Annotated in this window: 24 protein-coding genes and 1 pseudogene; 15 read left to right on the top strand and 10 right to left on the bottom strand. The window is 69.8% G+C overall.

Annotated elements, in window-relative coordinates:
- Nucleotides 1–36 precede the first annotated feature (36 nt).
- Nucleotides 37–783 carry an endonuclease V gene (locus ABD437_RS42320; protein ID WP_344654634.1) on the bottom strand — a complete coding sequence of 249 codons (747 nt, stop codon included), beginning with the start codon at nt 781–783 and terminating at the stop codon, nt 37–39.
- A 54-nt stretch (nt 784–837) separates the two neighbouring features.
- Between ABD437_RS42320 and ybiA the strand changes: the two genes are divergently transcribed.
- A complete protein-coding gene (ybiA, locus tag ABD437_RS42315; RefSeq protein ID WP_344654633.1) occupies nt 838–1,386 on the top strand; it encodes a riboflavin biosynthesis intermediates N-glycosidase in 549 nt (182 codons plus the stop codon).
- Nucleotides 1,387–1,391: 5 nt separating this feature from the next.
- Here ybiA and ABD437_RS42310 read toward each other — a convergent pair.
- The 5 genes and pseudogenes from ABD437_RS42310 to ABD437_RS42290 all read right to left on the bottom strand — a co-directional run.
- Nucleotides 1,392–2,168 (bottom strand): annotated as a pseudogene (locus ABD437_RS42310) (succinate dehydrogenase/fumarate reductase iron-sulfur subunit); the annotation flags it as partial.
- On the bottom strand, nt 2,168–4,204 hold the full coding sequence (locus ABD437_RS42305) for a fumarate reductase/succinate dehydrogenase flavoprotein subunit (protein WP_425558379.1): 2,037 nt from the start codon (nt 4,202–4,204) through the stop codon (nt 2,168–2,170). The pseudogene ABD437_RS42310 and the gene ABD437_RS42305, both read right to left, overlap by 1 nt.
- 5 nt (nt 4,205–4,209) lie before the next feature.
- Entirely contained in the window at nt 4,210–5,028 is an 819-nt protein-coding gene (locus tag ABD437_RS42300; protein ID WP_344654631.1) for a hypothetical protein, read from the bottom strand.
- A gap of 35 nt (nt 5,029–5,063) precedes the next feature.
- On the bottom strand, nt 5,064–5,345 hold the full coding sequence (locus ABD437_RS42295; RefSeq protein ID WP_344654630.1) for a hypothetical protein: 282 nt from the start codon (nt 5,343–5,345) through the stop codon (nt 5,064–5,066).
- Between the two features lie 199 nt (nt 5,346–5,544).
- Nucleotides 5,545–5,835, bottom strand: coding sequence for a 4a-hydroxytetrahydrobiopterin dehydratase (locus ABD437_RS42290; RefSeq protein ID WP_344654629.1), 291 nt, complete (start codon nt 5,833–5,835; stop codon nt 5,545–5,547).
- A 163-nt stretch (nt 5,836–5,998) separates the two neighbouring features.
- Between ABD437_RS42290 and typA the strand changes: the two genes are divergently transcribed.
- From typA to ABD437_RS42260, 6 genes are all read left to right on the top strand, one after another.
- Entirely contained in the window at nt 5,999–7,891 is a 1,893-nt protein-coding gene (gene typA / locus ABD437_RS42285; RefSeq protein ID WP_344654628.1) for a translational GTPase TypA, read from the top strand.
- Between the two features lie 313 nt (nt 7,892–8,204).
- Nucleotides 8,205–9,281, top strand: coding sequence for an ABC transporter permease (locus ABD437_RS42280; RefSeq protein ID WP_344654627.1), 1,077 nt, complete (start codon nt 8,205–8,207; stop codon nt 9,279–9,281).
- A gap of 29 nt (nt 9,282–9,310) precedes the next feature.
- Nucleotides 9,311–11,053 (top strand): ABC transporter substrate-binding protein, encoded by a 1,743-nt coding sequence (locus tag ABD437_RS42275; RefSeq protein ID WP_344654626.1) that lies wholly within the window; start codon nt 9,311–9,313, stop codon nt 11,051–11,053.
- A 64-nt stretch (nt 11,054–11,117) separates the two neighbouring features.
- Entirely contained in the window at nt 11,118–12,107 is a 990-nt protein-coding gene (locus ABD437_RS42270) for an ABC transporter permease (protein WP_344654625.1), read from the top strand.
- On the top strand, nt 12,104–13,159 hold the full coding sequence (locus tag ABD437_RS42265; RefSeq protein WP_344654624.1) for an ABC transporter ATP-binding protein: 1,056 nt from the start codon (nt 12,104–12,106) through the stop codon (nt 13,157–13,159). Before ABD437_RS42270 ends, ABD437_RS42265 begins: the two co-directional genes overlap by 4 nt.
- A complete protein-coding gene (locus ABD437_RS42260; RefSeq protein ID WP_344654623.1) occupies nt 13,156–14,175 on the top strand; it encodes an ABC transporter ATP-binding protein in 1,020 nt (339 codons plus the stop codon). Before ABD437_RS42265 ends, ABD437_RS42260 begins: the two co-directional genes overlap by 4 nt.
- 110 nt (nt 14,176–14,285) lie before the next feature.
- Here ABD437_RS42260 and ABD437_RS42255 read toward each other — a convergent pair whose 3' ends face one another.
- Entirely contained in the window at nt 14,286–16,370 is a 2,085-nt protein-coding gene (locus tag ABD437_RS42255) for a S9 family peptidase (RefSeq protein WP_344654622.1), read from the bottom strand.
- 23 nt (nt 16,371–16,393) lie between these two features.
- Between ABD437_RS42255 and mshB the strand changes: the two genes are divergently transcribed.
- The 3 genes from mshB to ABD437_RS42240 are packed head-to-tail and all read left to right on the top strand — an operon-like array spanning nt 16,394 to nt 18,080.
- Nucleotides 16,394–17,242: an N-acetyl-1-D-myo-inositol-2-amino-2-deoxy-alpha-D-glucopyranoside deacetylase gene (gene mshB, locus ABD437_RS42250; protein ID WP_344654621.1), complete on the top strand. Its 849-nt coding sequence runs from the start codon at nt 16,394–16,396 to the stop codon at nt 17,240–17,242.
- Nucleotides 17,243–17,623, top strand: coding sequence for a hypothetical protein (locus tag ABD437_RS42245; protein ID WP_344654620.1), 381 nt, complete (start codon nt 17,243–17,245; stop codon nt 17,621–17,623).
- Nucleotides 17,624–17,633: 10 nt separating this feature from the next.
- Nucleotides 17,634–18,080, top strand: coding sequence for a hypothetical protein (locus ABD437_RS42240; RefSeq protein ID WP_344654619.1), 447 nt, complete (start codon nt 17,634–17,636; stop codon nt 18,078–18,080).
- On the opposite strand, the gene ABD437_RS42235 is transcribed toward ABD437_RS42240, so the two are convergent.
- Nucleotides 18,077–19,009 carry a GNAT family N-acetyltransferase gene (locus ABD437_RS42235; RefSeq protein WP_425558378.1) on the bottom strand — a complete coding sequence of 311 codons (933 nt, stop codon included), beginning with the start codon at nt 19,007–19,009 and terminating at the stop codon, nt 18,077–18,079. The genes ABD437_RS42240 and ABD437_RS42235 overlap by 4 nt on opposite strands.
- A gap of 115 nt (nt 19,010–19,124) precedes the next feature.
- Between ABD437_RS42235 and fdxA the strand changes: the two genes are divergently transcribed.
- Together fdxA and dapC are read left to right on the top strand one after the other, a co-directional pair.
- Nucleotides 19,125–19,451, top strand: coding sequence for a ferredoxin (gene fdxA / locus ABD437_RS42230; RefSeq protein ID WP_035857536.1), 327 nt, complete (start codon nt 19,125–19,127; stop codon nt 19,449–19,451).
- Between the two features lie 11 nt (nt 19,452–19,462).
- Nucleotides 19,463–20,533 carry a succinyldiaminopimelate transaminase gene (gene dapC / locus ABD437_RS42225; protein ID WP_344654617.1) on the top strand — a complete coding sequence of 357 codons (1,071 nt, stop codon included), beginning with the start codon at nt 19,463–19,465 and terminating at the stop codon, nt 20,531–20,533.
- Nucleotides 20,534–20,581: 48 nt separating this feature from the next.
- Here the strand turns inward: dapC and dapD are convergent, their stop codons facing one another.
- The gene (dapD, locus tag ABD437_RS42220) at nt 20,582–21,553 is read right to left on the bottom strand and encodes a 2,3,4,5-tetrahydropyridine-2,6-dicarboxylate N-succinyltransferase (RefSeq protein WP_344654616.1); all 972 of its coding nucleotides are present in this window, start codon (nt 21,551–21,553) and stop codon (nt 20,582–20,584) included.
- A gap of 33 nt (nt 21,554–21,586) precedes the next feature.
- On the opposite strand from dapD, the gene dapE reads away from it, so the two are divergent.
- From dapE to ABD437_RS42205, 3 genes are read left to right on the top strand one after another with little or no spacing between them, the layout of a single operon-like run.
- Nucleotides 21,587–22,648, top strand: coding sequence for a succinyl-diaminopimelate desuccinylase (gene dapE / locus ABD437_RS42215; RefSeq protein ID WP_344654615.1), 1,062 nt, complete (start codon nt 21,587–21,589; stop codon nt 22,646–22,648).
- Between the two features lie 31 nt (nt 22,649–22,679).
- Nucleotides 22,680–23,456: an LOG family protein gene (locus ABD437_RS42210; protein ID WP_344654614.1), complete on the top strand. Its 777-nt coding sequence runs from the start codon at nt 22,680–22,682 to the stop codon at nt 23,454–23,456.
- Nucleotides 23,456–24,064, top strand: coding sequence for an LOG family protein (locus tag ABD437_RS42205; RefSeq protein ID WP_344654613.1), 609 nt, complete (start codon nt 23,456–23,458; stop codon nt 24,062–24,064). The genes ABD437_RS42210 and ABD437_RS42205 overlap by 1 nt, the downstream gene beginning before the upstream one ends.
- Here ABD437_RS42205 and folP read toward each other — a convergent pair.
- A complete protein-coding gene (gene folP / locus ABD437_RS42200; protein WP_344654612.1) occupies nt 24,042–24,905 on the bottom strand; it encodes a dihydropteroate synthase in 864 nt (287 codons plus the stop codon). The two genes, ABD437_RS42205 and folP, sit on opposite strands and share 23 nt — an antisense overlap.
- Nucleotides 24,906–24,953 lie beyond the last annotated feature (48 nt).

Genomic DNA, 24,953 nt, shown 5'->3' with positions numbered 1-24,953 from the left:
ACCCTTGCCAACCCTGTCGACCCGGCTCGGAACTCGTCACGGTGCGGCCTTCCCGTCCTCTCCGACTACCGCAGTCAGGCTAACGAACGGATCTTCGGAAGTCCCATTCCGGCGGGAAAGTGCACCCCGGAGTGCGGTACGGCACGCGGAGTCGGCCCGCCGGGTGGTCTCCGGGAGCCGATAGCCGACGCTCAGCGCGAGCGTCAGTGCGCACGCCGTGTCGAGGTCGGTGCGGTGACCGATCGAGACGTACACCGGCTTGACGCCGTCCCGGGTGCGCAGCACACGCCCGATGACCTCGGTGCCGTCCCGGAGATCGGCGGTGTCACCGCGGCGACCGCCGACGGCGCCCTCGGCGCGTCCGACGAACGGCGTTTTGGCGACGCCGACCGCGGGGAGGCCGGTGAGCACGCCGAGGTGGCAGGCGAGGCCGAACCGGCGCGGATGCGCCCAGCCGTAGCCGTCGCAGACGAGCACGTCGGGCTGGACGTCCAGCTGGTCGAGCGCCGCGCGGAGGATCGGGATCTCGCGGAACGCCAGCAGCCCGGGCACGTAAGGGAACGCGGCCCGGCCGACGACGGTGGCCTCGGCGACCGGCTGCCTGCTGGCCACGTCGAGCACGACCACGGACCCGGCGATCAGGTCCGATCCGGTGTCGTACGCCACGTCGACGCCGGCGGCCAGGCGCAGCGCGTCGAGCGGCGGCCCCGAGCGGAGGACCCGGTCGCGCAGCGCGTCCTGCACGGCGACGGCTTCGGCCTCGGTGGTGGGCCAGTCGGGCATGCACCCCAGATTATTCGGGTGCCTCCGGTCGTACCCCTCTGCCACTGTGCCGGAATGCCGACGCCCGCGCAGTACCTCGACACCTTCGCCCGGCGCGAGGCCGCGGGCGAACCCGTCGACTTCCTGTTCTTCTGGAAAGCGCTGCCCGGAGCGAACGGGCCGGGCTGTCTCAGCCAGTGGTGGCAGCAGCCGTTCACGGTCGACGGCGTGGAGTACGGCAGCGCCGAGCACTGGATGATGGCCGGGAAAGCGCGGCTGTTCGGTGACGACGAGGCGCTCGCGAAGATCCTGGCCGCCGAGCACCCGGTGCTCGTGAAGAAACTGGGCCAGTCGGTGCGCGACTTCGACGAGAAGGTGTGGAAGGCGCACCGCTTCGAGATCGTGGTCGAGGGCAACCGGGCCAAGTTCCGCGCCCCGGAACTCGCGGCCTACCTGCGTGGCACCGGGGAGAAACTGCTGGTCGAAGCCAGCCCGCTCGACCGTATCTGGGGCATCGGCCTGGCCGAGGACCACCAGCACGCCCGCGTTCCGTCGAAGTGGCGTGGCCTCAACCTGCTCGGGTGGGCCCTGATGGAGGTCAGGGCCCACCTCGGCGACGACTAGCTCTTCCGGCGGCCGATCTTCGAGCCCAGCCAGGTGATCGGGTCGTACTTGCGGTCGACGACGCGTTCTTTCATCGGGATGATCGCGTTGTCGGTGATGTGGATGTGCTCCGGGCACACCTCGCTGCAGCACTTCGTGATGTTGCAGTACCCGATGCCCTGGGTGGCCTGGGCGAACTCTTTGCGGTCCGGCTTGGCGTCCAGCGGGTGCATGTCCAGCTCCGCGGCCCGGATGAACAGGCGCGGGCCGGCGAACGCCTGCTTGTTCTCGTCGTGGTCACGCACGACGTGGCAGGTGTTCTGGCAGAGGAAGCACTCGATGCACTTCCGGAACTCCTGCGACCGCTCGACGTCGACCTGCTGCATCCGGTACTCGCCCGGCTCCACCCCCGGCGGCGGCGCGAACGCGGGCATCTCGCGCGCCTTCTGGTAGTTGTACGAGACGTCGGTAACCAGGTCACGGATCAGCGGGAACGTCCGGATCGGAGTGACGGTCACGGTCTCGCCCTCGGCGAACGTCGACATCCGGGTCATGCACATCAGCCGCGGCTTGCCGTTGACCTCGGCCGAGCACGACCCGCACTTGCCGGCCTTGCAGTTCCACCGCACGGCCAGGTCGGGCGTCTGCGTCTGCTGCAGCCGGTGGATGACGTCGAGGACGACCTCGCCCTCGTTGACCTCGACCTCGTAGTCGTGCAGCGCCCCGTCGGCCTCGGCGGCCGTGATCGTCTCGTCGGGACGGCCGGCGCCGCGCCAGACCCGGAACTTCGCCTGGTACCCCATCAGCCCCTGCTTCCCTCGGAGTGGCTCCTACCGACCGCGTCGCCGGTGGTACTGCGCTCGTCCGCGACGGTCTCGGGCGACGAGTCGCGCGAGGTGTCCTCGGACGGTTGCCGAGCGGCAGCGACGACCGCGGGCGGTGCCTCCGGCGAGGAGGCCAGCACGGAAAGCTCCTCGTCGGTGAGGTACTTCGACAGCTCCGTCCGCTCGAACAGCGAGAGCAGCTCGACCGGCATCGTCGGCAGCGGCTGCTCCCGGACGGTCACGCCGGGCTCGTCCTTGGCCAGCGAGCAGATCAGGTTGCGCTGCCGCCAGTGGGCGGACATCTCCGGGAAGTCGTCCCGGGTGTGCCCACCGCGGCTCTCCTCGCGGATCAACGCGGCCCGTGCCACGCACTCCGCGACGACCAGCAGGTTGCGCAGGTCGAGCGCAACGTGCCAGCCGGGGTTGTACGTCCGCCCGCCGACGGCCGACACCGTCGACGCCCGCTCCCGCAGCGCGACCAGCGTGGACAGGGCGTTCTCGATCTCCGGCGCCTTCCGGATGATGCCGACCAGTTCGTGCATCGTCTTCTGCAGGTCGAGCTGCACCTGGTAGGGGTTCTCGCCGTCCTCGCGGGACAACGGCGCCAGCGCGAACGACACCGCGGCCTCGACGTCGGAGTCGAGCACGGACGGACGCCCCTCCAGGCCGGTGACGTACTCCGCGGCGTACGAACCCGCGCGACGCCCGAACACCAGCAGGTCGGAGAGGGAGTTACCGCCCAGCCGGTTGGAGCCGTGCATGCCGCCGGACACCTCACCGGCCGCGAACAGCCCGGAGACGCCCACCGCGGCCTGCGAGTCCGGGTCGACCTCGATCCCGCCCATCACGTAGTGGCAGGTCGGGCCGACCTCCATCGGCTCGGCCGTGATGTCGACGTCGGCCAGCTCCTTGAACTGGTGGTACATCGACGGCAGGCGGCGCCGGATCTCGTCGGCCGGCAGCCGCTTGGAGACGTCCAGGTAGACCCCGCCGTGCGGGGAACCGCGCCCGGCCTTCACCTCGGAGTTGATCGCGCGCGCGACCTCGTCGCGGGGGAGCAGTTCCGGGGGACGCCGGTTGTTGTCGGCGTCGGTGTACCAGCGGTCGGCTTCTTCCTCGCTGGTCGCGTACTTGTCCTTGAACACGTCCGGGATGTAGTCGAACATGAAGCGCTTGCCCTCGGAGTTCGTGAGAACCCCGCCGTCACCGCGGACCGACTCGGTCACGAGGATGCCCTTGACCGAGGGCGGCCAGACCATCCCGGTGGGGTGGAACTGCACGAACTCCATGTTGACGAGCGTGCCGCCGGCCCGCAGGGCCAGCGCGTGGCCGTCGCCGGTGTACTCCCACGAGTTCGACGTGACCTGGAACGACTTGCCGATGCCGCCGGTCGCCAGCACCACCGCGGGTGCCTCGAACAGCAGGAACCGGCCGTCGTCACGCGCGTAGCCGAACGCCCCGGAGATCCGGTCGCCGTCCTTGAGCAGCTCGCTGACCGTCACCTCGTGGAACACCCGCAGGTACTTCTCGAAGTCGCCGTGCTCGCGCTGGTCGTCCTGCTGGAGGCTGACGATCTTCTGCTGCAGCGTCCGGATCAGCTCCAGGCCGGTGCGGTCGCCGACGTGCGCGAGCCGCGGGTACTCGTGGCCACCGAAGTTGCGCTGGCTGATCTTGCCGTCCTTGGTGCGGTCGAAGAGCGCACCGTAGGTCTCCAGCTCCCAGATCCGCTGCGGCGCCTCGCGGGCGTGCAGCTCGGCCATCCGCCAGTGGTTGAGGAACTTGCCTCCGCGCATCGTGTCGCGGAAGTGCACCTGCCAGTTGTCCTTGCTGTTGACGTTGCCCATGGCGGCCGCCGCGCCGCCCTCGGCCATCACCGTGTGGGCCTTGCCGAACAGCGACTTGCAGATGATCGCCGTCCGCATGCCCTGCTGGCGTGCCTCGATCGCCGCGCGCAGACCGGCGCCACCGGCGCCGATCACCACGACGTCGTACGAATGCTTCTCGATGTTGGTCATTGCACTCACCCGACGAATCGCAGATCGGAGAACCAGCCGGCCGACACCGCCATCACGTAGAAGTCCGTGAAGGCGAGCGTGCCGAGCGTGAGCCACGCCAGTTCCTGGTGCTTGCCGTTGAGCCGCGACACGAACGTCCAGGCCCGGTAGCGCACCGGGTGCTTGGAGAAGTGCTTGAGCCGCCCGCCGACGATGTGACGGCAGGAGTGGCACGACAACGTGTACGCCCAGAGCGCGACGACGTTGGCGAGCAGGATCACGTTGCCCAGCCCGAAACCGAAGCCGTCACCCGACCGGAACGCCGCGAACGCGTCGAACGTGTTGATGATCGAGATCAGGAACGCGGCGTAGAACGCGTAGCGGTGGGCGTTCTGCCCGAGCAGCGGGAAGCGGGTCTCACCGGTGTACTTCGTGTGCGGCTCGGCCACGGCGCAGGCCGGCGGCGAGAGCCAGAACGACCGGTAGTACGCCTTCCGGTAGTAGTAGCAGGTCAGCCGGAACAGCAGCAGGAACGGCAGGCTGAGCGCGGCGTACGGGATGAACCAGACGTCCGGCAGCACCCGCCCGAAGTGCGCGGCCTCCGGCACGCAGCCGTTGGAGACGCAGGGCGAGTAGAACGGCGTCAGGTAGTGGTAGTCGTCGACCCAGTAGTACTTCTGCATGAACGCCCGCACGGTCGCGTAGGCGATCCAGGCCACCAGGCCCAGGACGGTCAGCAGGGGTGTCAGCCACCAGCGGTCCGTGCGCAGGGTCCGCGCGGTGATCTTCGCGCGGGCGCGAGGCTCGGGGGAGACAGCAGCTGGGGGAATAGGGGGTGCACTCATGCCTGGGGTGGCTCCTGTGAAGTTATGTGCGTGGCCTACCTGCGGCCGCCGAGGCCTTCGTCGTCACAATCGCGCCAGAGATCCGGTGGATACGGCGTGTCGGACACGTAGTGGAGGCGAGCTTCCTCGGCTCGAGCCGGCGGTAGCTCGCCGATCTCGTCCAGGTCTTCGATGAGCCGGCGGACGTCGCTCACGAGCCGCCGCACGCCGAGCGTTTCGGTGTGCTGGGCCTGTAGCTGACCGACTGCCCGGTCGAGTTCGAGAAGCGCGCGCCTGACCTGCGCGAGCTCCGTGGTTTCGTTCGCACGCACCGACATCGTGACCACCTCCGTGGCGCCTCGACGCGGTTCGGGGACGCCGGGCAACGTCAGCCCGCCGGCGCCCCTGTGCGCGTCGACCCTACGTACCGGCAGTCTGCCGTGATCCATCCCACACGGGAAGCGTTTACGTCTAACCGGCGCGGCGCGATTGGGACTTAATCGAGCAAAGTCCGAATCAAGTAGTCACGGAATCAGTTCAGCCGGTGACGAGTGCATCGATCTCGGACGCCAGGTCGAGATCCTTCGCGGTCACCCCGCCGGCCGAGTGGGTGACGAGTGCGAACGTCACCGTCCGCCACCGGATGTCGATGTCGGGATGGTGGTCGCGGGCCTCGGCGACGACCGCCACCCGGTCGACGAGCGCGATCGCCGCCGGGAAGGACTCCGCCTCCACCGTTCGCCGGATCCCGGTGGGGTCACCGGACCACTCCGGCAGCGTCGCGAGTCCGGCGGTGACTTCCTCGGCACTGAGCGTCGTGACAGCCATGGTCCGACCGTGGCCCGCCGCGGCGCCGCGGGCAACCCCGGCCGTCGCGGCGGGGTGAAGCAGCGGTGTAAAGAGGCAGCGGCGGAGCCCCGTAGAATGGGATTTGGCCCGGTGTCATCTGCGTCGCGGGCGAACCCCGAACCAACTCAGGAGTGACCTCGTCATGCCCGCCCAGTCCGAGGACACGGTGCTGTCCCGCCGCGAGGATCTGCGCAACGTCGCGATCGTCGCGCACGTCGACCACGGTAAGACCACGCTGGTCGACGCCATGCTCTGGCAGTCCGGTGCGTTCAGTGAGCACCAGAGGGAGCAGGGGGACGTCGACGACCGGGTCATGGACTCGATGGACCTCGAGCGCGAGAAGGGCATCACCATTCTCGCGAAGAACACGGCCGTGAAGTACGGCGACACGACGATCAACATCATCGACACCCCCGGCCACGCCGACTTCGGTGGTGAGGTCGAGCGCGGCCTGTCGATGGTCGACGGCGTGCTGCTGCTCGTCGACGCCAGCGAGGGCCCGCTCCCGCAGACCCGGTTCGTGCTGCGCAAGGCCCTCGAGGCCAAGCTGCCGGTGATCCTGGTCGTCAACAAGGTCGACCGGCCCGACTCGCGCATCGCCGAGGTCGTCGACGAGGCCTACGAGCTCTTCCTCGACCTGGACGCCGACGAGCACCAGATCGAGTTCCCGATCGTCTACGCCAGCGCGAAGGCCGGCCGGGCCTCGCTCGAGCGGCCGGCGAACGCCAGCCTGCCCGACAGCGAGAACCTCAAGCCGCTGTTCGACGCGATCCTGGAGACGATCCCGGCGCCGAAGTTCAACCCGAGCGTCCCGCTGCAGGCGCACGTCACGAACCTCGACTCGTCGCCGTACCTGGGCCGCCTGGCGCTCTGCCGGGTGCACAACGGCACGATCAAGAAGGGCCAGCAGGCCGCCTGGTGCCGGGCCGACGGCTCGATCGAGCGGGTCAAGATCACCGAGCTGCTGATGACCGACGCGCTCGAGCGCAAGCCGGTCGAGTCGGCCGGCCCCGGGGACATCATCGCGATCGCCGGCATCCCCGACATCACGATCGGCGAGACGCTCGCCGACCCGGAGGACCCGCGTCCGCTGCCGGTCATCACGGTCGACGAGCCCAGCATCTCGATGACGATCGGCATCAACACCTCGCCGCTGGCCGGCGAGAGCGGCAAGAAGCTCACCGCCCGCCTGGTCAAGAGCCGGCTGGACGCCGAGCTCGTCGGCAACGTGAGCATCCGCGTGCTCAACACCGAGCGGCCCGACACCTGGGAGGTCCAGGGCCGCGGTGAGCTGCAGCTGGCCGTCCTGGTCGAGATCATGCGCCGGGAGGGCTTCGAGCTCACCGTCGGCAAGCCCCAGGTCGTCACCCGCGAGATCGACGGCAAGGTGCACGAGCCGATGGAGCGGCTGACCATCGACATCCCGGAGGACTACCTCGGGGTCGTCACGCAGCTGATGGCCCTGCGCAAGGGCCGGATGGAGCAGATGGTCAACCACGGCACCGGCTGGGTGCGGATGGAGTACCTGGTTCCGGCGCGTGGCCTGATCGGCTTCCGCACCGAGTTCCTCACCGACACCCGCGGCACCGGCCTGCTGCACCACGTGTTCGAGAAGTACGAGCCGTGGCACGGTGAGCTGCGCACCCGGCCGACCGGCTCGCTGGTCGCCGACCGGCGGGGCCCCACCACCGGGTTCGCGCTGGCGAACCTGCAGGAGCGGGGCGTGATGTTCGTCGGCCCCGGCACCGAGGTGTACGAGGGCATGATCGTCGGCGAGAACTCCCGGTCCGACGACATGGACGTCAACCCGACCAAGGAGAAGAAGCTCACCAACATGCGCCAGTCCTCCGGCGACGTGCTGGTGCCGCTGATCCCCTACCGGCAGATGTCGATGGAGCAGGCGCTCGAGTTCTGCCGCGAGGACGAGTGCATCGAGGTCACCCCGGCCACCGTGCGGATTCGCAAGGTCGTACTCTCCGGTCACGAGCGGGAGAAGACGCGCGGCCGGCGCAAGTGGGCCAACCCACCGGCGTAATTCCGGTCTCATACCGCTCCGGGCCGCTGGCCCGGAGCGGTTTTGTTTTACCGGCCCGGTGCCGTTAGCGAATCGATACCGAAGTTAAATCCGTAGACGACACTGCTACGCGCTGTCGCGTCGGCTCAGCGCCCGTGATTGACCTGTTACACGATTGTGGGCTAGGGACGCCTCGCCGTTATGAACATTCGCGTAGCTTTTCGGCGGGGCGGCGCAGACCGGCATGTGCACGTCACAACGGGACGACCCGTCTGTGTTGCATGCTGCAACTTTGTGCTGACGCTCCGTAATAGAAGGAAGGAGAACGCCAGCGATGAGCCATGTCGGCGGCGATCGGCCCGCGACGGAAGCGGCCGGCGGCCTCAGCGGCCCCGGCCCCGTCCTGCCGCTCGACACGGAGGCGGTGCTCGCGCCGGCTGCCGGAGACGAGCCCGGCGAAACCGGGAGCAAGCAGCCCAAGGTTCAGGGTCGCTCGCCGGGGCAACTCGCCTGGCTGCGCCTGCGCCGCGACAAGATCGCGGTGGCCAGCGTCGTCGTGCTGGTGTTTTTCCTTCTGGTCGCGATCTTCGCAGACCTCATCGTGTCTGCCTACGGAATTAACAAGGACCAGCTCTTCGGCGACCAGCTCGACTCGATCGGCTATCCGCTCGGTTACCTGGGCGGAGTCAGCGGCGACCACTGGTTCGGCCTCGAGCCGCAGCTCGGCCGGGACATCTTCGTGCAGTTGGTCTACGGCGCCCGGACGTCACTCGGCATCGCATTCGCGGCCGCGGTGTTCAGCACGGTCCTCGGCGTGATCATGGGCCTGGTCTCGGGTTTCCTGGGTGGCTGGGTCGACTCGGTGATCAGCTGGATCACCGACCTGCTACTGGCGTTTCCCTTCATCATCTTCTCGCTCGCGGCAATTCCCATCATCAACACGTTGATCACGGGTTCCGTGCAGAAACAACCGAGCGTCGAATCACGCATCTACGTCGTCGTCGGCGTGCTCGTGACATTCGGCTGGATGAGCACGTCGAGGCTCGTCCGCGGCCAGGTCCTCTCGCTCCGCGAACGTGAGTTCGTCGACGCCGCGCGCGCGGCCGGCGCGGGAACCCGGCACATCATTTTCCGGCAGCTGCTGCCGAACCTGTGGGCTCCGATCCTGGTGACGTTCTCGCTGGCGGTCCCGCAGTACGTCACCACCGAGGCGGCGTTGTCGTTCCTCGGTATCGGTGTCACCGAACCGGTGCCGGACTGGGGTCGGATGATCTTCCGGTCCACCAGCTACGTGTCCGCCGACCCGGCGTACGCGTTCTTCCCCGGCATCGCACTGTTCTTGCTCGTGCTGGCGTTCAACCTGTTCGGTGACTCGCTGCGCGACGCACTTGATCCCCGGTCTGCGCGATGACCGGTTCCTTGGGAAGAAGAGAGGTACTCGTGCGACGACCAGTACGGATGCTGAGCGTCGGCATCCTTGCGGTGGCGCTCGCCGCCGCCGGATGCAGCAAAAACACCGGCGAGGACACCAACTCCGGTGAGACGACGAAGGCGGAGACGCAGACCGCCACGCTCGCGGAGAACTCGGACGGACCCGCTCCCGAGGTTTCCGGTGCCAAGAAGGGCGGCACCGTCACGCTGTACACCAGCGGCGACTTCGAGCACCTCGACCCGCAGCAGAACTACGTCGTGCCGTCGCAGACGACCGGCTCGAACCTGCTGTACCGGACGCTGACCCAGTACCGGGAGAACGGCGACGGCAAGCTGGAGGTCGTGGGTGACCTCGCCACGAACACCGGCGAGGAGTCCAACGGCGGTAAGACCTGGAAGTACACGCTGAAGGACGGCCTGAAGTACGAGGACGGCTCGGCGATCACCGCCCAGGACGTCGCGTACGGCATCGCCCGCTCGTTCAGCCCGGACCTGCCCAACGGCCCGCACTACATCCAGCAGTGGCTGGCCGGTAGCGCGGACTACAACGCGAAGTACAAGGGCCCGTACAACGGTGGCGCCAAGGTGCCGCCGAACGTGCAGGTGCCGGACGCGAAGACGATCATCTTCAACTTCCCGGAGGCCCACGCGGACACCCCGTTCGCGATGGCGCTGCCGACCGCGTCGCCGGTGCCGCCGGCGCGTGACACGAAGATCCAGTACGACAACCGGCCGTTCTCGTCCGGTCCGTACAAGATCCAGACGTACAACCGCACCCAGAAGATGGTGCTGGTGCGTAACGAGAACTGGGACCCGAAGACCGACCCGATCCGGCACGACTACCCGGACCAGTACGTGGTCGACTTCACCCGGACCGCGGAGCAGGCCAGCGAGTTGCTGATCTCCGACGCCGGTGCGGCCCAGACCGCGCTGACCTTCCAGGACATGACGATCCCCGCGAGCGTCTACCCGAAGGCCGTGGCGCAGGCCAAGGACCGGATCCTGACCGGCCCGACGCAGTACGTCTGGCAGATCAACTTCAACACCCAGCGGGTGACCGACCTCAAGCTCCGCCAGGCGCTGAACTACGCGATCGACCGCCAGGGTCTGCTCAAGGTGTGGGGCTCCTACGCCGGCGAGCCGGGTTCGACGCTGCTCTCGCCGACGACGTCGGGCTACGAGAAGTACAACGCCTACGACGGCGGCCCGACCGGCAACATCGAGAAGGCCAAGGAGCTGCTCGGCAACAAGACCGTCAAGCTCACCTACGCCTACCGCAACACCGAGCGCAACCAGGCGATCGCCGCGTTCCTGCGGAGCAGCCTGAAGCCGGCCGGTGTCGACCTCACGATCCAGCCGGTCGACGAGGACCAGTACTACACGGTCATCGGAAAGAAGAACAACCAGTTCGACATGTACATGTACGGCTGGGGTTCGGACTGGCCGGGAGCCGGAACGGTCATCCCGCCGCTGTGGGACGGCAAGCGGATCACGCCGGAAGGCAACAACAACACGGCGTACCTGAACGACCCGAAGACCAACGAGGAGATCGTCCGGATCCTCGGGCTGTCCGACCTGACCGAGGCCGACAAGGCCTGGGGCGCGCTGGACAAGGACATCATGACCCGCCTCGCGCCGACCATCCCGGTCATCTACGACAAGCAGACGACCCTGTACGGCTCGAAGATCGGCGGCATCTACCTGAGCAAGCCGTACGGCAACTCGGGTCTGAACAACCTGTACGTCAAGTAGTCACCACTGCTCCGGTCGGCCGCCGACTCGGCGGCCGACCGGAGCACCCGGCTGGGAGAGGTCCGTGGCCCGGTTCATCCTGCGGCGAGGCTCACTCGCGCTGCTGACTCTGTTCGGCGTGAGCGTCCTCACCTTTTTTATGTTCTTCGCGGTTCCGACCAGCCCGGCCGAACTGCAATGCGGTCGCGACTGCCGCCCCGCCCAGGTTCAGAACATCGAGAGGCAACTCGGCCTGGACCAGCCGCTCTGGACGCAGTACGGCCAGTACATGAAGGGCATCGTGGTCGGCCGCACGATCGGCCAGGGTGACACCGCGATCAAGTGCGAGGCGCCCTGCCTCGGCTGGTCGTTCCGCAGCAGTGAGGCGGTGTCCAGCATCGTCGGACGCGCGCTCCCGGTGACGATCTCGATCGTCCTCGGTGGAGCCGCGATGTGGGCGTTGCTGGGGGTCTCGCTCGGCTTCATCTCCGCGTTGCGCCGAGGTACCTGGATCGACCGGTCGGCGATCGGTTTCTCGCTCGCCGGTGCCTCGCTGCAGATCTACTTCGTCGGCCTGCTCTTGCAGGTGTTGTTCGTCTACACCCTGAAATGGCTACCGACGCCCACCTACACCAGTCCGTTCGAGAGTTTCGGCGACTGGATCGTCGGGATGATCCTGCCCTGGACGACGCTCGCGTTCCTCAACTCGGCGATCTACGCCCGGCTCACCCGCGCCCAGATGCTCGAGACCCTGTCCGAGGACTTCGTCCGCACGGCGCGGGCCAAGGGTCTGCCGTCGCGGCAGGTCTACCTGCGCCACGCGCTGCGCGCCGGTATCACCCCGATCGTCACGATCTTCGGTCTGGACCTGGGTGTGTCGCTCGGCGGTGCGGTCATCACCGAGAACGTGTTCGGCATGCCGGGTGTCGGGTTCACCGCGGCGGAGGCCGCGCGACAGTTGAACTTGCCGGTCGTCATGGCCACCGTGTTGCTGGCCGCGTTCTTCATCGTGTTGACGAACGTGATCGTCGACTGGCTCTACGCGTACATCGACCCGCGGGTGAGGCTCGGATGACTGACACAACCGAGGAAGAAGACTTCCTGCGCGTCGACGACCTCAAGGTCTCCTTTGCGACGATGGACGGCACCGTGCGGGCCGTCGACGGCGTGAGCTACGGCGTCCGCCGCGGCCAGACGCTCGGCATCGTCGGCGAGTCGGGCTCCGGCAAGTCGGTGAGCAGCATGGCGATCATGGGGCTGCACGACGCCAAGCGTGCGGAGATCACCGGAAGCATCACGGTCGGCGGACGGCAGATCGTCGGCTGCCCGGAGGAGGAGGTGCGGAAGCTGCGTGGCCAGACGATGGCCATGATCTTCCAGGACCCGCTCTCCGCGCTGCACCCCTACTACACGGTGGGTCGGCAGATCGTCGAGGCGTACCGGATCCACCACCCGAACGCGTCGAAGAAGGAAGCCCGTACGCGGGCGATCGAGATGCTCGACCGGGTCGGCATCCCGCGCCCCGACAAGCGCGTCGACAGCTACCCGCACGAGTTCTCCGGCGGTATGCGCCAGCGCGCGATGATCGCGATGTCGCTGGTCAACGACCCCGACCTGCTGATCGCCGACGAGCCGACCACCGCGCTGGACGTGACCGTCCAGGCCCAGATCCTCGACCTGCTCGAGGACCTGCAGCGCGAGTTCCACTCGGCGGTCATCATCATCACGCACGACCTCGGCGTGATCAGCCAGATCGCCGACGACGTCCTGGTGATGTACGCCGGGCGCGCGGTCGAGAAGGGCACCGTCGAGCAGGTGCTGCGCCGCCCGCAGCACCCGTACACCTGGGGTCTGCTGAACTCGGTGCCGTCGCTGCACGGCGACGCCGAGGCCGACCTCGTCCCGATCAAGGGCAGCCCGCCCAGCCTGCTCAACCGTCCGTCCGGCTGCGCGTTCCACCCGCGCTGCCCGTACGCCGGCCAGAACGGCGACCGCTCGTTCACCGACGTGCCGGAGCTGCTGCCGGTGCTGGACGACGTCGGGCACTCGGTGGCGTGCCACCTGCCGGCCGACCGCCGGCGCGAGATCTACCAGCGGGACATCGCGGAAGCAGGGGTGGCGCTGTGAGCGTCGAGGTGACCGAGACGTCGGTCGAGGACACGAAGCCCTCGCGGGAGGCACTGCTCTCCGTCCGTGGGCTCGCGAAGCACTACCCGGTGACCGGCGGGCTGTTCGGCGAGAAGGCCGTGGTGCGTGCCGTCGACGGCGTCGACTTCGACGTCGCGCCCGGCGAGACGCTGGGGCTGGTCGGGGAGTCCGGCTGCGGGAAGACCACGACCGGCCGGATGGTGATCCGCCTGCTCGAGGCCTCGGCCGGCTCGATCACGTTCGAAGGCAAGGACGTGACCAAGGCGAAGGGCCGGTCGCTGACGCAGCTGCGTCAGGACATGCAGATCATCTTCCAGGACCCGTACTCGTCGCTGAACCCGCGGCACACGGTCGGCCGCATCATCGAGATGCCGCTGAACGTCAACGGCATCGACCCGCCGGGCGGCCGCAAGAAGCGCGTCCAGGAGATGCTGGAGCTGGTCGGGCTCAACCCCGAGCACTACAACCGCTACCCGCACGAGTTCTCCGGCGGGCAGCGCCAGCGCATCGGCATCGCCAGGGCGCTCGTCGTGCAGCCGCGGTTCATCGTCGCCGACGAGCCGGTGTCCGCGCTCGACGTGTCGATCCAGGCGCAGATCATCAACCTGCTGCGCCAGTTGCAGAGCGAGCTGGACCTGGCGTTCCTGTTCATCGCGCACGACCTGGCCGTCGTCCGGCACTTCTCCCAGCGCATCGCGGTGATGTACCTGGGGAAGATCGTCGAGATCGGCGACCGCGAGGCGATCTACGAGCGTCCGTCGCACCCGTACACGCGGGCGCTGCTGTCCGCGGTGCCGGACGTGACGCAGCTCGGGAACGCCGACTCCAAGCGCATCCGGCTGACCGGTGACGTGCCGACGCCGCTCGACCCGCCGTCCGGCTGCCGGTTCCGCACCCGGTGCTGGAAGGCGCAGGACAAGTGCGCCCAGGAGGCGCCGCCGCTCACCATCAAGAACGGCGGCTCCCTCGCCGCCTGCCACTTCCCGGAAACCTAGTGGGCGGCCCGCCCAGAACGACGCTGCCAGGCGAGCGCGAACCCTTGAGTATCAGCTATACGCGGCGGATTCGCGCTCGACTGGCAGCGTCGCCCTGGGCGGGCTCCAGGTCAGAACCCAAGAGACTTCCGTAGGAAATCCAGCTGCAGGAGCAGCAGGTTCTCTTTCACGGTCTCGTCGGTGGCCATGTGGGTGATGCCGGTCAAGGGGAGCACCTCGTGGGGGCGGCCGGCGGCCAGGAGCGCCGAGGAGAGCTGCAGCGTGTGCGCCGCGACCACGTTGTCGTCGGCCAGGCCGTGCACGATCATCAACGGCCGCGAGAGCTTCCCCGCGTCCTCGATCAGCGACGAGCGGCGGTACGCCTCCGGGTCCTCGTCCGGCAGCCCGAGGTACCGCTCGGTGTAGAACGTGTCGTAGAGGATCCAGTCGGTCACCGGCGCGCCCGCGATACCGGCGTGGAACACGTCCGGACGCCGCAGCACCGCCAACGCCGCCAGGTACCCCCCGAACGACCAGCCGCGGATCCCGACCCGGCCGAGGTCGAGGTCCGGGTGCTCCTTCGCCAGCGCCAGCAACCCGTCGGCCTGGTCGTCGAGCACCGGCCCGGCGAAGTCGGAACGGATCGCGGTCTCGAACGACGGTGAGATGCCGGGCGTGCCCCGCCCGTCCACGATCACGACCGCGAAGCCCTGGTCGGCCCACCACTGCGGCTCCAGCCACAGCGACCCGGCGGCCATCACCTCCTGGTGGTGCGGCCCGCCGTACGGGTCCATCAGCACCGGCAGCCGCGTGCCCGGCACGTGGTCGCGCGGGTAGAGCACCGCCGCGGGCAGCCGCCGGTCGGTGACCCGGCTGAGCACCGGGTTCGCCGTGAACGGCGGCGCGGACGCGAACGACTCCAGCGCCCGGCTGCCGTCGACGACGTACGTGACGCCGACCGTGTCGAGCGTGCGCCGCACCTCCACCCGGGTGGAGCCACCCGACACCGCGCTGAACCAGCCGACGCCCTCGGTGACCTGACGGGCCACGCCGTCCGGCCCCACCCGGTACAGGTGGTTCTGCTCGGGCGCACCCTCGGTGCCCTCCACCAGCACGTCGGCGCCGTCCGGCCCGACGTAGCGCCGCACGTAGAGCCCGGGCGGCGTGGCCGGCACCCCGCCGACCAGCAGCTGCCTGGCGTCGCCCTGGTCGGTGCTCCACACCAGACGGCCGTCGCCCAGCAGCGCCGGGGTGCCCGGCAGGACCTCCAGCCACGGGGTGCCGGTGGTCTCCAGGTGGGTGGTGAGCTCGCCGGTGTCGGGGTCGGCGCCGAGCACCAGTGCCTTGGACTGGCGGCGGTCCATCACCGTGAAGAGTGGGCAGCCGCTGTCGTCCCAGCCGCCGGTGACCAGGTACGGGTACTGCTCGGCGTCCCACGCCAGCGGCAGCCGATCGCCGGCCAGCGCGACGATGTGCAGGCTCACCAGCGCGTTCGGGCTGCCGGCCTGCGGGTAGCGGATCGAGCCCGGCGCGCGGCCGGGCTGCGCGGGGTCGGCGATGTACCAGGTCCGCACCGGCGACTCGTCGACGCGCGCGGCGAGGATGCGCTCGCCGTCCGGCGACCACCAGTAGCCGCGGAAACGGTTCATCTCCTCGGCGGCCGCGAACTCGGCGACACCCCAGGTGACGCCGTCCTCGGCGACGAGCGTGCGGTCGGTCCAGGTGTCGTCGGAGCGCTCCACGACGTGCAGCGCGCCCCCGGTGACGTACGCGACGCGGTCGCCGCGCGGAGCGGGCCGCGGGTCCAGCACCGGCCCGGCCACCGGAAGCTCGAGCGGTGTGGGGTCGTCACCGGGGAGCAGCCCGATCCGGAACAGCTTCCCGCCGAGCGTGAACACCGCGCTGCGCATGTCCTCGTCGGTGGCGTAGGAGACGATGCCGCCGCCGGCCTCCCGGCGACGCTCACGCAGCGCTTTCTCCTCCGGCGGCAGGTCCTCGTCGTCGGAGTCGCGGAACGCCCGCGGATCGGCGACGATGCGCTCCGCGCCGCTGCCGACGTCGAGCACCCAGAGCGCGTGCACCGGGTCGGTGGGGCCGGCCGAGCGGAGGAACGCGACCCGCTCGCCGTCCCGGGAGACGGCCACCGTGCGGGGCGCTCCCAGCGTGAAGTTGCGGGTCCGGGCGGCCAACCGGGGGAACGACGTCTGCGCACTCACCACGCCATCCTAGGCTTGCCGCCATGAGCCTCCCCGCCCGACGACTACTACTGGTGCACGCGCATCCCGACGACGAGACGATCACCACCGGCGCCACGATGGCCCGGTACGCGGCCGAAGGTGCCCACGTCACGCTCGTCACCTGCACGCTCGGCGAGGAGGGCGAGATACTGGTGCCCGCGCTGGCGGGGCTCGCCGCCGACCAGGCCGACCAGCTCGGCGGGTACCGGATCGGCGAACTGGACGTCGCGCTCAAGGCGCTCGGCGTCAGCGACCAGCGGTTCCTCGGCGGCACCGGCCGCTACCGCGACAGCGGCATGATCGGCACCCCGCAGAACGACCACCCACGGGCGTTCTGGCGCGCCCCGGTGGAGGAGGCCGCCGCCTGGCTGGCCGACGTCATCCGGGAGGTCCAGCCGCAGGTGGTCGTCACGTACGACCCGGAAGGGCTCTACGGGCACCCCGACCACATCCAGGCCCACCGCGTGACGATGCGCGCGATCGAGCTGGCGGCCGACTCCTGGCGGGTGGCGAAGGTGTACTACCCCAGCGAGCCCCGGTCGCTGCTCGCCCGCGGCATCGAGACGTTCGCCACGTCGGCCGAGAACCCGTTCGCCGGTGAGCGCGACGTCGACCTGCTGCCGTTCGTCACCGCCGACGAGAAGCTCGGCGCGCGCATCGACGCGTCGGCGTTCGCCCTGGCCAAGCAGGCCGCGATGCGTGCGCACGCCACCCAGGTCGACCCGGGGACGTGGCTGCACGCGCTCGCCGAGAACCTCGGGGTGGAGCCGGTCGGCGTCGAGTACTACATCCGCGCGGTGGGCCACAGCAGCGGCGCGGGGCTGGAAGACGACCTGTTCGCGGGGCTGTAGATGGAGTGGCCGCTGCGGGTCGCCGCCGTGCTGGTGGGCACGCTCCTGGTCGTCACGACCGAGTTGATCGCCGCGTTCCTCACCCCGTTCCGCATCGGGACGACGCCGATCCCGATCAGCTGGGTGATCGTCGTGGTCGGCATCGTGCTCGGGCTGTCGGTCACCCGGTACGGCGCCGGGCACGGTGGCGCCACGATCATCCCGGCCGTGGCCTGGTTCCTCACGATCTTCCCGCTCTCCACCCGCACGTCCGAGGGTGACCTGGTCGTCCAGGGCGACTGGGTCGGGTACGGCCTCCTGCTCCTCGGGATGCTGACGATCGTCGTGACGTTGGCTGTGACCGTGGTAATTCCCAGGTCACCGCGGAACGTCGTGCCCTAACGTGTCGCGAATGCAGAACAGGTGGACCCGGGTCGGCGTCGTCGTCGCGGTGCTGATCGTGGTGAACTTCGGCGCGCGGCTGGTGCTGCGCCTCGCCAACGGCACCAGCGAGGACGTCGAACTCACGACCGCGTTGGTGTCGCTGGCCGCGATGGGCGTCGTCATCGCCGTCGCCGGTTTCCTCACCGCGCGCCGGTACCTCTGGGGCGTCACCGCCGGTGACCTGTTCTTCGACCTGGTGATCTCGGCGCTGCTGGTGACGCTCGTCGGGCCGTTCGTCTCCGGCGCGACGCCGTTCGGCTCCGGCGTCACCCAGTGGCTGCTCCAGTTGCTGGTCTGCCTCGGCGTGCTGCTCATCGGCTCGGCGATCGGTGTGCTGCTCGCGGTGGCGTTCGGCCTCGACCCGAAGAGCCGCGCCTGGGGCGCCTACGCCGCCCAGAAACCGCGCCGCCGCTAGGCCGCGCCGTAGTACCGGTACACGTGGTGCTGCGTGAAGCCCAGCTTCTCGTACATCGCGCGGGCCGCCGTGTTCTCCGGCTCGGTCTGCAGGTAGACGCTGTGCGCGTCGGCCCGGTCGAGCGCACCCGCCAGCAGGTGGGTGGCCAGACCGCGCCGCCGGTGGGCGGGATCGACCTCGACCGCCGTGATCCCGACCCACCCCTCGTCGACCGTGAGGCGGCAGATCGCGAGCGTCCGGCCGTCCTGGCGGACGGAGGCGAACCCGGGCGTCGCGGCGTTGCGCAGCACCTCCACGGCGACGTCGGGCAGCGCGGTGCCGCGGTAGTGGTACGCGGCCAGCCAGTCGGCGTCGGGTTCGCCGGTGATCGTCACCGGCGGCAGGTCTCTCGCCGGGAGCCGGAGGTCGGCGATCTCCGCGGTGAGCACCAGCGCACCGCGCAGGTCGCGCCAGCCGCGTTCCTCGAGCGATCGGGCGAGCCGCCGGGTGGCCGGCAACGGGAGCTGGAACAACGGCGGGAGCCCGCGGTCGGCGTACCAGCTCCGGACGAAGTTCAGCGCCTCGTCGAGCGGCACACCGGGGTCGCCCAGCGGGAGCACCGAGTTCGCGCGGCCCGTCCAGCCGCCGGCCGCGCGCAGGTGCCAGCCGCCGAGTTGCTCGGTGTCCGACCCCCGCCAGCCCAGCGCGGCGATGCGTTCGAGCTCCAGGTCCTTGACCCGCCGCGGCGGGATGCGTTTCGCGGCCACGATGTCAGCGACGGAAATCACTACCTCGGCGGTGGGCGTTCTCACCACCACGCACTGGCGTTCGGCGTCCAACTCGATAAGCTCGCCCAGAACGTCGCCGAACTGCGGTCGTTCGGCGTCAGGGCCGGTGAGCACCCTCCGTACCACGACCCGGTGACCGACGTCCGTCGGGTGGAGCGACATCTGACCCGCCTCTGCATCGAGATCTGCAGCCAGCGATACTAGATACCGCTAAGGCGGCCCGGTTCCCCACCATCCGTACGGTGAAGCCGCCACCGCGCCTGGAAGGACTACCTACGTGACGTACGTCATCGCCGAGCCCTGTGTTGATGTCAAGGACAAGGCGTGCATCGAGGAGTGCCCCGTCGACTGCATCTACGAGGGGGAGCGGATGCTCTACATCCACCCCGACGAGTGCGTCGACTGTGGTGCCTGCGAGCCGGTGTGCCCGGTCGAGGCGATCTTCTACGAGGACGACGTGAAGGAAGAATGGCGCGAGTACTACAACGCCAACGTCGTTTTCTTCGACGAGATCGGTTCGCCGGGCGGTGCGTCCAAGCTGGGGCTGATCAAGCACGACGCTCCGCTGGTGGCCGCGCTCCCGCCGCAGGAAGGTGAGCACTGATCTCGGCATCGTTGCCCGACTTCCCGTGGGACACGCTGGCGCCCTACGGGAAGCGGGCGCGGGAGCACGCCGACGGCATCGTCGACCTGTCCGTCGGCACGCCGGTCGACCCGACGCCCGCGGTGGTGCGTAACGCGCTGGTAGCGGCCGCGGACGCCCCGGGATATCCGCTGACGGCCGGTACGCCCCCGTTGCGCGACGCGATCGCCGCCTGGGTCCGGAACCGGCTCGGTGCCTCGGCGCCGGTCGGGGTGCTGCCGACGATCGGGTCCAAGGAGCTCGTCGCCTGGCTGCCGACGCTGCTCGGGCTGGGCCCGTCGGACACCGTGCAGTTCCCGTCCCTGGCCTACCCGACGTACGACGTCGGCATCCGGCTCGCCGGGGCCCGTGGTGTCCGCTCGGACGCCACTGTCGCGTCCGGGCCGGGGAAGACCGCCGCGATCTGGGTGAACTCCCCGTCGAACCCCACTGGGCGGGTGCTCGGGGTGCCGCACCTGCGCAAGGTGGTGGCCTGGGCCCGGGAGCGCGGCACGGTCGTGATCTCCGACGAGTGCTACCTGGAGCTCGGCTGGGACGCCGAGCCGGTCTCGATCCTGTCCGACGAGGTGTCCGACGGCGACGTCACCGGCCTGCTCGCGGTGCACTCGCTCTCGAAGCGGTCGAACCTGGCCGGGTACCGGGCGGGTTTCGTCGCCGGCGACCCGGCGATCGTCGGTGAGCTCCTCGCGGTACGCAAGCACGCCGGGATGATCGTCCCGGAGCCGGTGCAGGCCGCGATGGCGGCGGCGCTGGGTGACGCGTCCCACGTGGCCGAACAGCGCGCGTTGTACTCGAAACGACGGGCCTCGATGCGGGAGGCGCTCACCGGCGCCGGGTTCCGCATCGAGCACTCCGAGGCGGGCCTCTACCTGTGGGCCACCCGGGACGAACCCTGCTGGGACACGGTGGGATGGCTCGCCGAGCGCGGGATCCTCGTCGCCCCCGGGGCTTTCTACGGGCCGGAGGGCGCGCGGCACGTGCGGGTTGCCCTGACCGCCACGGACGAGCGGGTCGCCGCCGCAGTGAAGCGACTGAGCGAGTAACCGGGTTCTCGGTCCCTTCCCGCGGGAAGGGACCGAGAAGGCGCCGACCTAGTTGGCGTGCAGGGCCTCGTTCAGCCCGCCCCAGGAGCGGCCGGCGCGGGGTACGGCCTCCAGCGCGCCGGTGACCGAGTTGCGGCGGAACAGCACCCCGTCGGCCCCCGAGAGCGACGCGGCCTTCACGACCGAGCCGTCGGGGAGCGTCACCTTCGACCCGGCGGTGACGTACGTGCCGGCCTCCACGACCGAGTCGTCGCCGAGCGGGATGCCCAGCCCGGAGTTGGCCCCCAGCAGGCACCGCTCGCCGATCGAGATCACGGTCGTGCCGCCGCCGGACAGCGTCCCCATGATCGACGCGCCGCCACCGACGTCGGAGCCGTCACCCACGACGACCCCGGCCGAGATCCGGCCTTCGACCATCGAGTTGCCGAGCGTGCCGGCGTTGAAGTTCACGAAGCCCTCGTGCATGACCGTGGTGCCGGACGCGAGGTGCGCGCCGAGCCGCACCCGGTCGGCGTCGGCGATGCGCACGCCGGAGGGCACCACGTAGTCGGTCATCCGCGGGAACTTGTCGACGCCGTACACCTCGAAGTGGGTGCGTGCCGCGCGGGCCCGGGCCCGGACGGGCTCGACCTCGGTGGCCAGCACCGGGCCGGCGGAGGTCCACGCCACGTTCGCCAGCACCCCGAAAAGACCGGAGAGGTTCACTCCGTGCGGCTTCACCAGCCGGTGGGAGAGCAGGTGCAGACGCAGGTAGGCGTCCGCCGCGTCGACCGGGGCCTCGTCCAGGCCGGTGACGACCGAGACCACCGAGACCTCGACGCCGCGCAGCGGATCGGGCCCAACCGCGCTCGCCAGTTCCGAACCGAGCGCGGTCTCTCCCTGAGCCTTGTCCAGCCGCGCGACGCCGGGCGAAAGTCCTGGTACCCCGGCTTCGCCCACACCCAACTTCCCGGTGGGGAACCACACGTCCAGAATCTGTCCGGCGTACTCGGTCGCCAGGCCCACTCCCCAGATGCTCACGGCGTCCACCCTATCGAGCGTTACTGTCGGGTCGTGACGTTGGACCTCGCGGGCGACCCGGTCGCTCTCACCGCTGCCCTGGTCGATTTCCCCTCGGTCTCCGGAACCGAAGGGCCGCTGGCCGACGAGGTGTTCCGCGCCCTGGAGGGCCTGAAGCGGTACGAGGTCACCCGCGACGGCGACACGGTCGTCGCCCGGACGAACCTCGGCCGGCCGCACCGGGTCGTGCTGGCCGGGCACCTCGACACCGTGCCGATCGCCGGCAACGTGCCCTCGCGGCGCGAGGGTGACCTGCTCTATGGGTGCGGCACCACCGACATGAAGAGCGGCGACGCGGTCCTGCTGCACCTGGCGGCCACGGTCGAGGAGCCCGCGCACGACCTCACGCTCGTGCTCTACGACAACGAAGAGGTCGAAGCGTCGAAGAACGGCCTCGGACGGGTCGGCCGCAACCACCCGGACTGGCTCGCCGCGGACTTCGCGGTGCTGCTCGAGCCCACCGACGGCACGGTCGAGGGCGGCTGTCAGGGCACGATGCGAGCGAAGGTCACCACGCACGGCAAGCGCGCGCACTCGGCACGCAGCTGGCACGGCGTGAACGCGATCCACGCCGCCGCGGCGATCCTCGACACGCTCAACGCGTACGAGGCGCGCCAGGTGGACATCGACGGCTGCGTCTACCGCGAGGGGTTGAACGCGGTGGCCGTGAGCGGCGGCGTCGCCGGCAACGTCATCCCCGACCGCTGCGAGGTCACGGTGAACTTCCGCTTCGCGCCCGACCGCAGCGAGGCCCAGGCCGAGGCGCACGTCCGTGAGGTGTTCGCCGGGTTCGACGTGGAGATCACCGACTCCGCGCCGGGTGCGCTGCCCGGGTTGAGCGCGCCGGCCGCGGCGAACTTCGTCGCCGAGCTCGGTGCGCCGGTGCAGGCGAAGCTGGGCTGGACCGACGTCGCCCGCTTCGCGTCGCTGGGGATTCCGGCGGTCAATTTCGGACCGGGTGACCCGAACCTGGCCCATCAGGCCGGGGAGTACGTCGACACCCGAAAGATCACCGAAGCCGTGCAGGCACTTCGTCGCTACCTCGCCGCCGATTAGCGTTTGCCGTCGTCGGGATACCGTTGCCACCATGAGTAGTCCCGAGCACCAGCGGGGTCCCGTCACGCTCCGCCGCCAGCAGGTACCGACTAGTACCACTGATCAGCGGCTGCTCGACAACAAAAGCGGGCGTGCGGATTTCATCCACACCGACACCTGGCGTGTCCTGCGTATCCAGAGCGAGTTCGTCGAGGGTTTCGGCGCGCTCGCCGAGCTGGGTCCAGCGGTCAGCGTGTTCGGCTCGGCCCGCACCCCGGTCGGCCACCCCGAGTACCAGCGCGCCGAGAAGCTCGGCCGGGCCCTGGTCGAGGCCGGGTTCGCGGTGATCACCGGCGGTGGGCCCGGCACGATGGAGGCCGCGAACAAGGGCGCGAGCGAGGCCGGCGGCGTCAGCGTGGGGCTGGGCATCGAGCTCCCGTTCGAGCAGGGGCTCAACCGGTGGGTCGACGTCGGCGTGAACTTCCGCTACTTCTTCGCCCGCAAGACCATGTTCGTGAAGTACGCCGAGGCGTTCTGCGTCCTCCCCGGGGGGTTCGGCACGCTCGACGAGCTGTTCGAGGCGCTCACGCTGGTGCAGACCCGCAAGGTGACGCGCTTCCCGGTCGTCCTGATCGGCACCGAGTACTGGGGTGGGCTGGTCGACTGGCTGCGCCGGAGCATGCTCGCCGACGGCAAGATCTCCGAGCAGGACCTGGAGCTGATCCAGCTCACCGACGACATCGACGAGGCGGTCGCCGCCGTGAGTTCGGCCGAGGCGCTCTCGGCCCACCAGGCGACCGGCATCGACGACGCGCCGGTGGAAGCCTGATGGCCGCCGTCTGCGTGTACTGCGCGTCCTCGACGTCGATCGACCCCGCGCTGGTCGACCTGGCGGCCGAGGTCGGCGCCGAACTGGCCCGCCGTGGGCACTCGCTGGTGTCCGGCGGCGGCCGGGTCTCGATGATGGGCGCGGTGGCGGCCGCCGCCAGGGCCGGGGGAGCGCGCACGGTCGGGGTGATCCCCGAGGCGCTGAGCAGCCGCGAGATCGCCGACTTCGACTCCGACGAGCTGATCAGGACGACCGGCATGCGCGAGCGGAAAGCGGCGATGGACGACCGCGCCGACGCGTTCCTGGGCCTCCCCGGCGGCATCGGCACGCTCGAGGAGGTGTTCGAGGTCTGGACGTCGCGGTCGCTGGGGATGCACGCGAAGCCGGTCGTCCTCCTGAACACCGACGGCTTCTACGACGGGCTGCTGGCCTGGCTCGGTGACCTCGCGGCGCGCGGCTTCGTGCGCACCGAGGCGCTGGCCCTGCTCACCGTCGTCGACTCGGTGCCGGCCGCGTTCGACGCCCTCGAGGAGGGCCTGCGCTCGGAGGTCCGGGTGGAGGCCGGGCCGTCCGCGCCGGTGCGGGTCACGCCAGGCCCCGACGCGTGAACGTCGGCGGCCGGGTGCCGCGGATCGAGGCGACCATGTCGAGCGTGCGCCGGGTCGCCCGCACGTCGTGAGCGCGGAACACCCGCGCGCCGAGCCAGGCGCTGATCGAGGTGGCCGCGAGCGTGCCCTCGAGCCGCTCGTCCACGCCGAGGTCGAGCGTCTCGCCCACGAAGTCCTTGCGGGAGAGCGCCACCAGGACCGGCCAGCCGGTGGCGACGAGCTTCTCCAGCTCCCGGGTCAGCGTCAGCGAGTGCCAGGTGTTCTTGCCGAAGTCGTGCGCCGGGTCGATCAGGATGCCGTCCGGGCGCACGCCCACCTCGACCGCCCGCTCGGCCAGGCGCGTCACCGTGCCCACCACGTCCCCGACGACGTCGGGGAAGCTCGGCCGGTGCGGGCGGGAACGGGGCGCCAGGCCACCGGCGTGCGAGCAGATCAGCCCGGTTCCGGTGCGTGCCGCGACCACCGCGAGGTCGGGGTCGGCGCCCGACCAGGTGTCGTTGAGCAGGTCGGCGCCGGCCTCCACGGCCGCCTCGCCCACCTCGGCACGCCAGGTGTCGATGCTGATCACCAGTTCCGGGTGGCGGGCACGCACCTGGCGGATCAGCGGCACCGTGCGCCGCGCCTCCTCGGCCGCGTCCACGGCCTCGCCGGGCCCGGCCTTCACCCCACCGATGTCGACGATGTCCGCGCCGTCGCGCACCGCCACGTCGACGGCGGCGAGCGCGGCCTCGTCGGTGAACGTCGCGCCGCGGTCGTAGAACGAGTCGGGCGTGCGGTTGACGATGGCCATCACCAGCAGGTCGGTGTCGGCGAACTCCCGGCGGCCCAGCCTGAGTGGCATTGGTTCAACCTACCCGCTGATTCGCGTCCGGCCGCATGCCGCTGTGGC

The organism is Cryptosporangium japonicum, assembly GCF_039524755.1.
Classification (GTDB): Bacteria; Actinomycetota; Actinomycetes; order Mycobacteriales; family Cryptosporangiaceae; genus Cryptosporangium; species Cryptosporangium japonicum.
This window is presented reverse-complemented; position numbering and strand designations above follow the sequence as displayed.

Coding starts and splice junctions, on each gene's coding strand:
- ABD437_RS42320 (WP_344654634.1), bottom strand. CDS start 783: ATGCCCGACTGGCCCACCACCGAGGCCGAAGCCGTCGCCGTGCAGGAC.
- ybiA (WP_344654633.1), top strand. CDS start 838: ATGCCGACGCCCGCGCAGTACCTCGACACCTTCGCCCGGCGCGAGGCC.
- ABD437_RS42305 (WP_425558379.1), bottom strand. CDS start 4,204: ATGACCAACATCGAGAAGCATTCGTACGACGTCGTGGTGATCGGCGCC.
- ABD437_RS42300 (WP_344654631.1), bottom strand. CDS start 5,028: ATGAGTGCACCCCCTATTCCCCCAGCTGCTGTCTCCCCCGAGCCTCGC.
- ABD437_RS42295 (WP_344654630.1), bottom strand. CDS start 5,345: ATGTCGGTGCGTGCGAACGAAACCACGGAGCTCGCGCAGGTCAGGCGC.
- ABD437_RS42290 (WP_344654629.1), bottom strand. CDS start 5,835: ATGGCTGTCACGACGCTCAGTGCCGAGGAAGTCACCGCCGGACTCGCG.
- typA (WP_344654628.1), top strand. CDS start 5,999: ATGCCCGCCCAGTCCGAGGACACGGTGCTGTCCCGCCGCGAGGATCTG.
- ABD437_RS42280 (WP_344654627.1), top strand. CDS start 8,205: ATGAGCCATGTCGGCGGCGATCGGCCCGCGACGGAAGCGGCCGGCGGC.
- ABD437_RS42265 (WP_344654624.1), top strand. CDS start 12,104: ATGACTGACACAACCGAGGAAGAAGACTTCCTGCGCGTCGACGACCTC.
- mshB (WP_344654621.1), top strand. CDS start 16,394: ATGAGCCTCCCCGCCCGACGACTACTACTGGTGCACGCGCATCCCGAC.
- ABD437_RS42245 (WP_344654620.1), top strand. CDS start 17,243: ATGGAGTGGCCGCTGCGGGTCGCCGCCGTGCTGGTGGGCACGCTCCTG.
- ABD437_RS42240 (WP_344654619.1), top strand. CDS start 17,634: ATGCAGAACAGGTGGACCCGGGTCGGCGTCGTCGTCGCGGTGCTGATC.
- ABD437_RS42235 (WP_425558378.1), bottom strand. CDS start 19,009: ATGTCGCTCCACCCGACGGACGTCGGTCACCGGGTCGTGGTACGGAGG.
- ABD437_RS42210 (WP_344654614.1), top strand. CDS start 22,680: ATGAGTAGTCCCGAGCACCAGCGGGGTCCCGTCACGCTCCGCCGCCAG.
- ABD437_RS42205 (WP_344654613.1), top strand. CDS start 23,456: ATGGCCGCCGTCTGCGTGTACTGCGCGTCCTCGACGTCGATCGACCCC.
- folP (WP_344654612.1), bottom strand. CDS start 24,905: ATGCCACTCAGGCTGGGCCGCCGGGAGTTCGCCGACACCGACCTGCTG.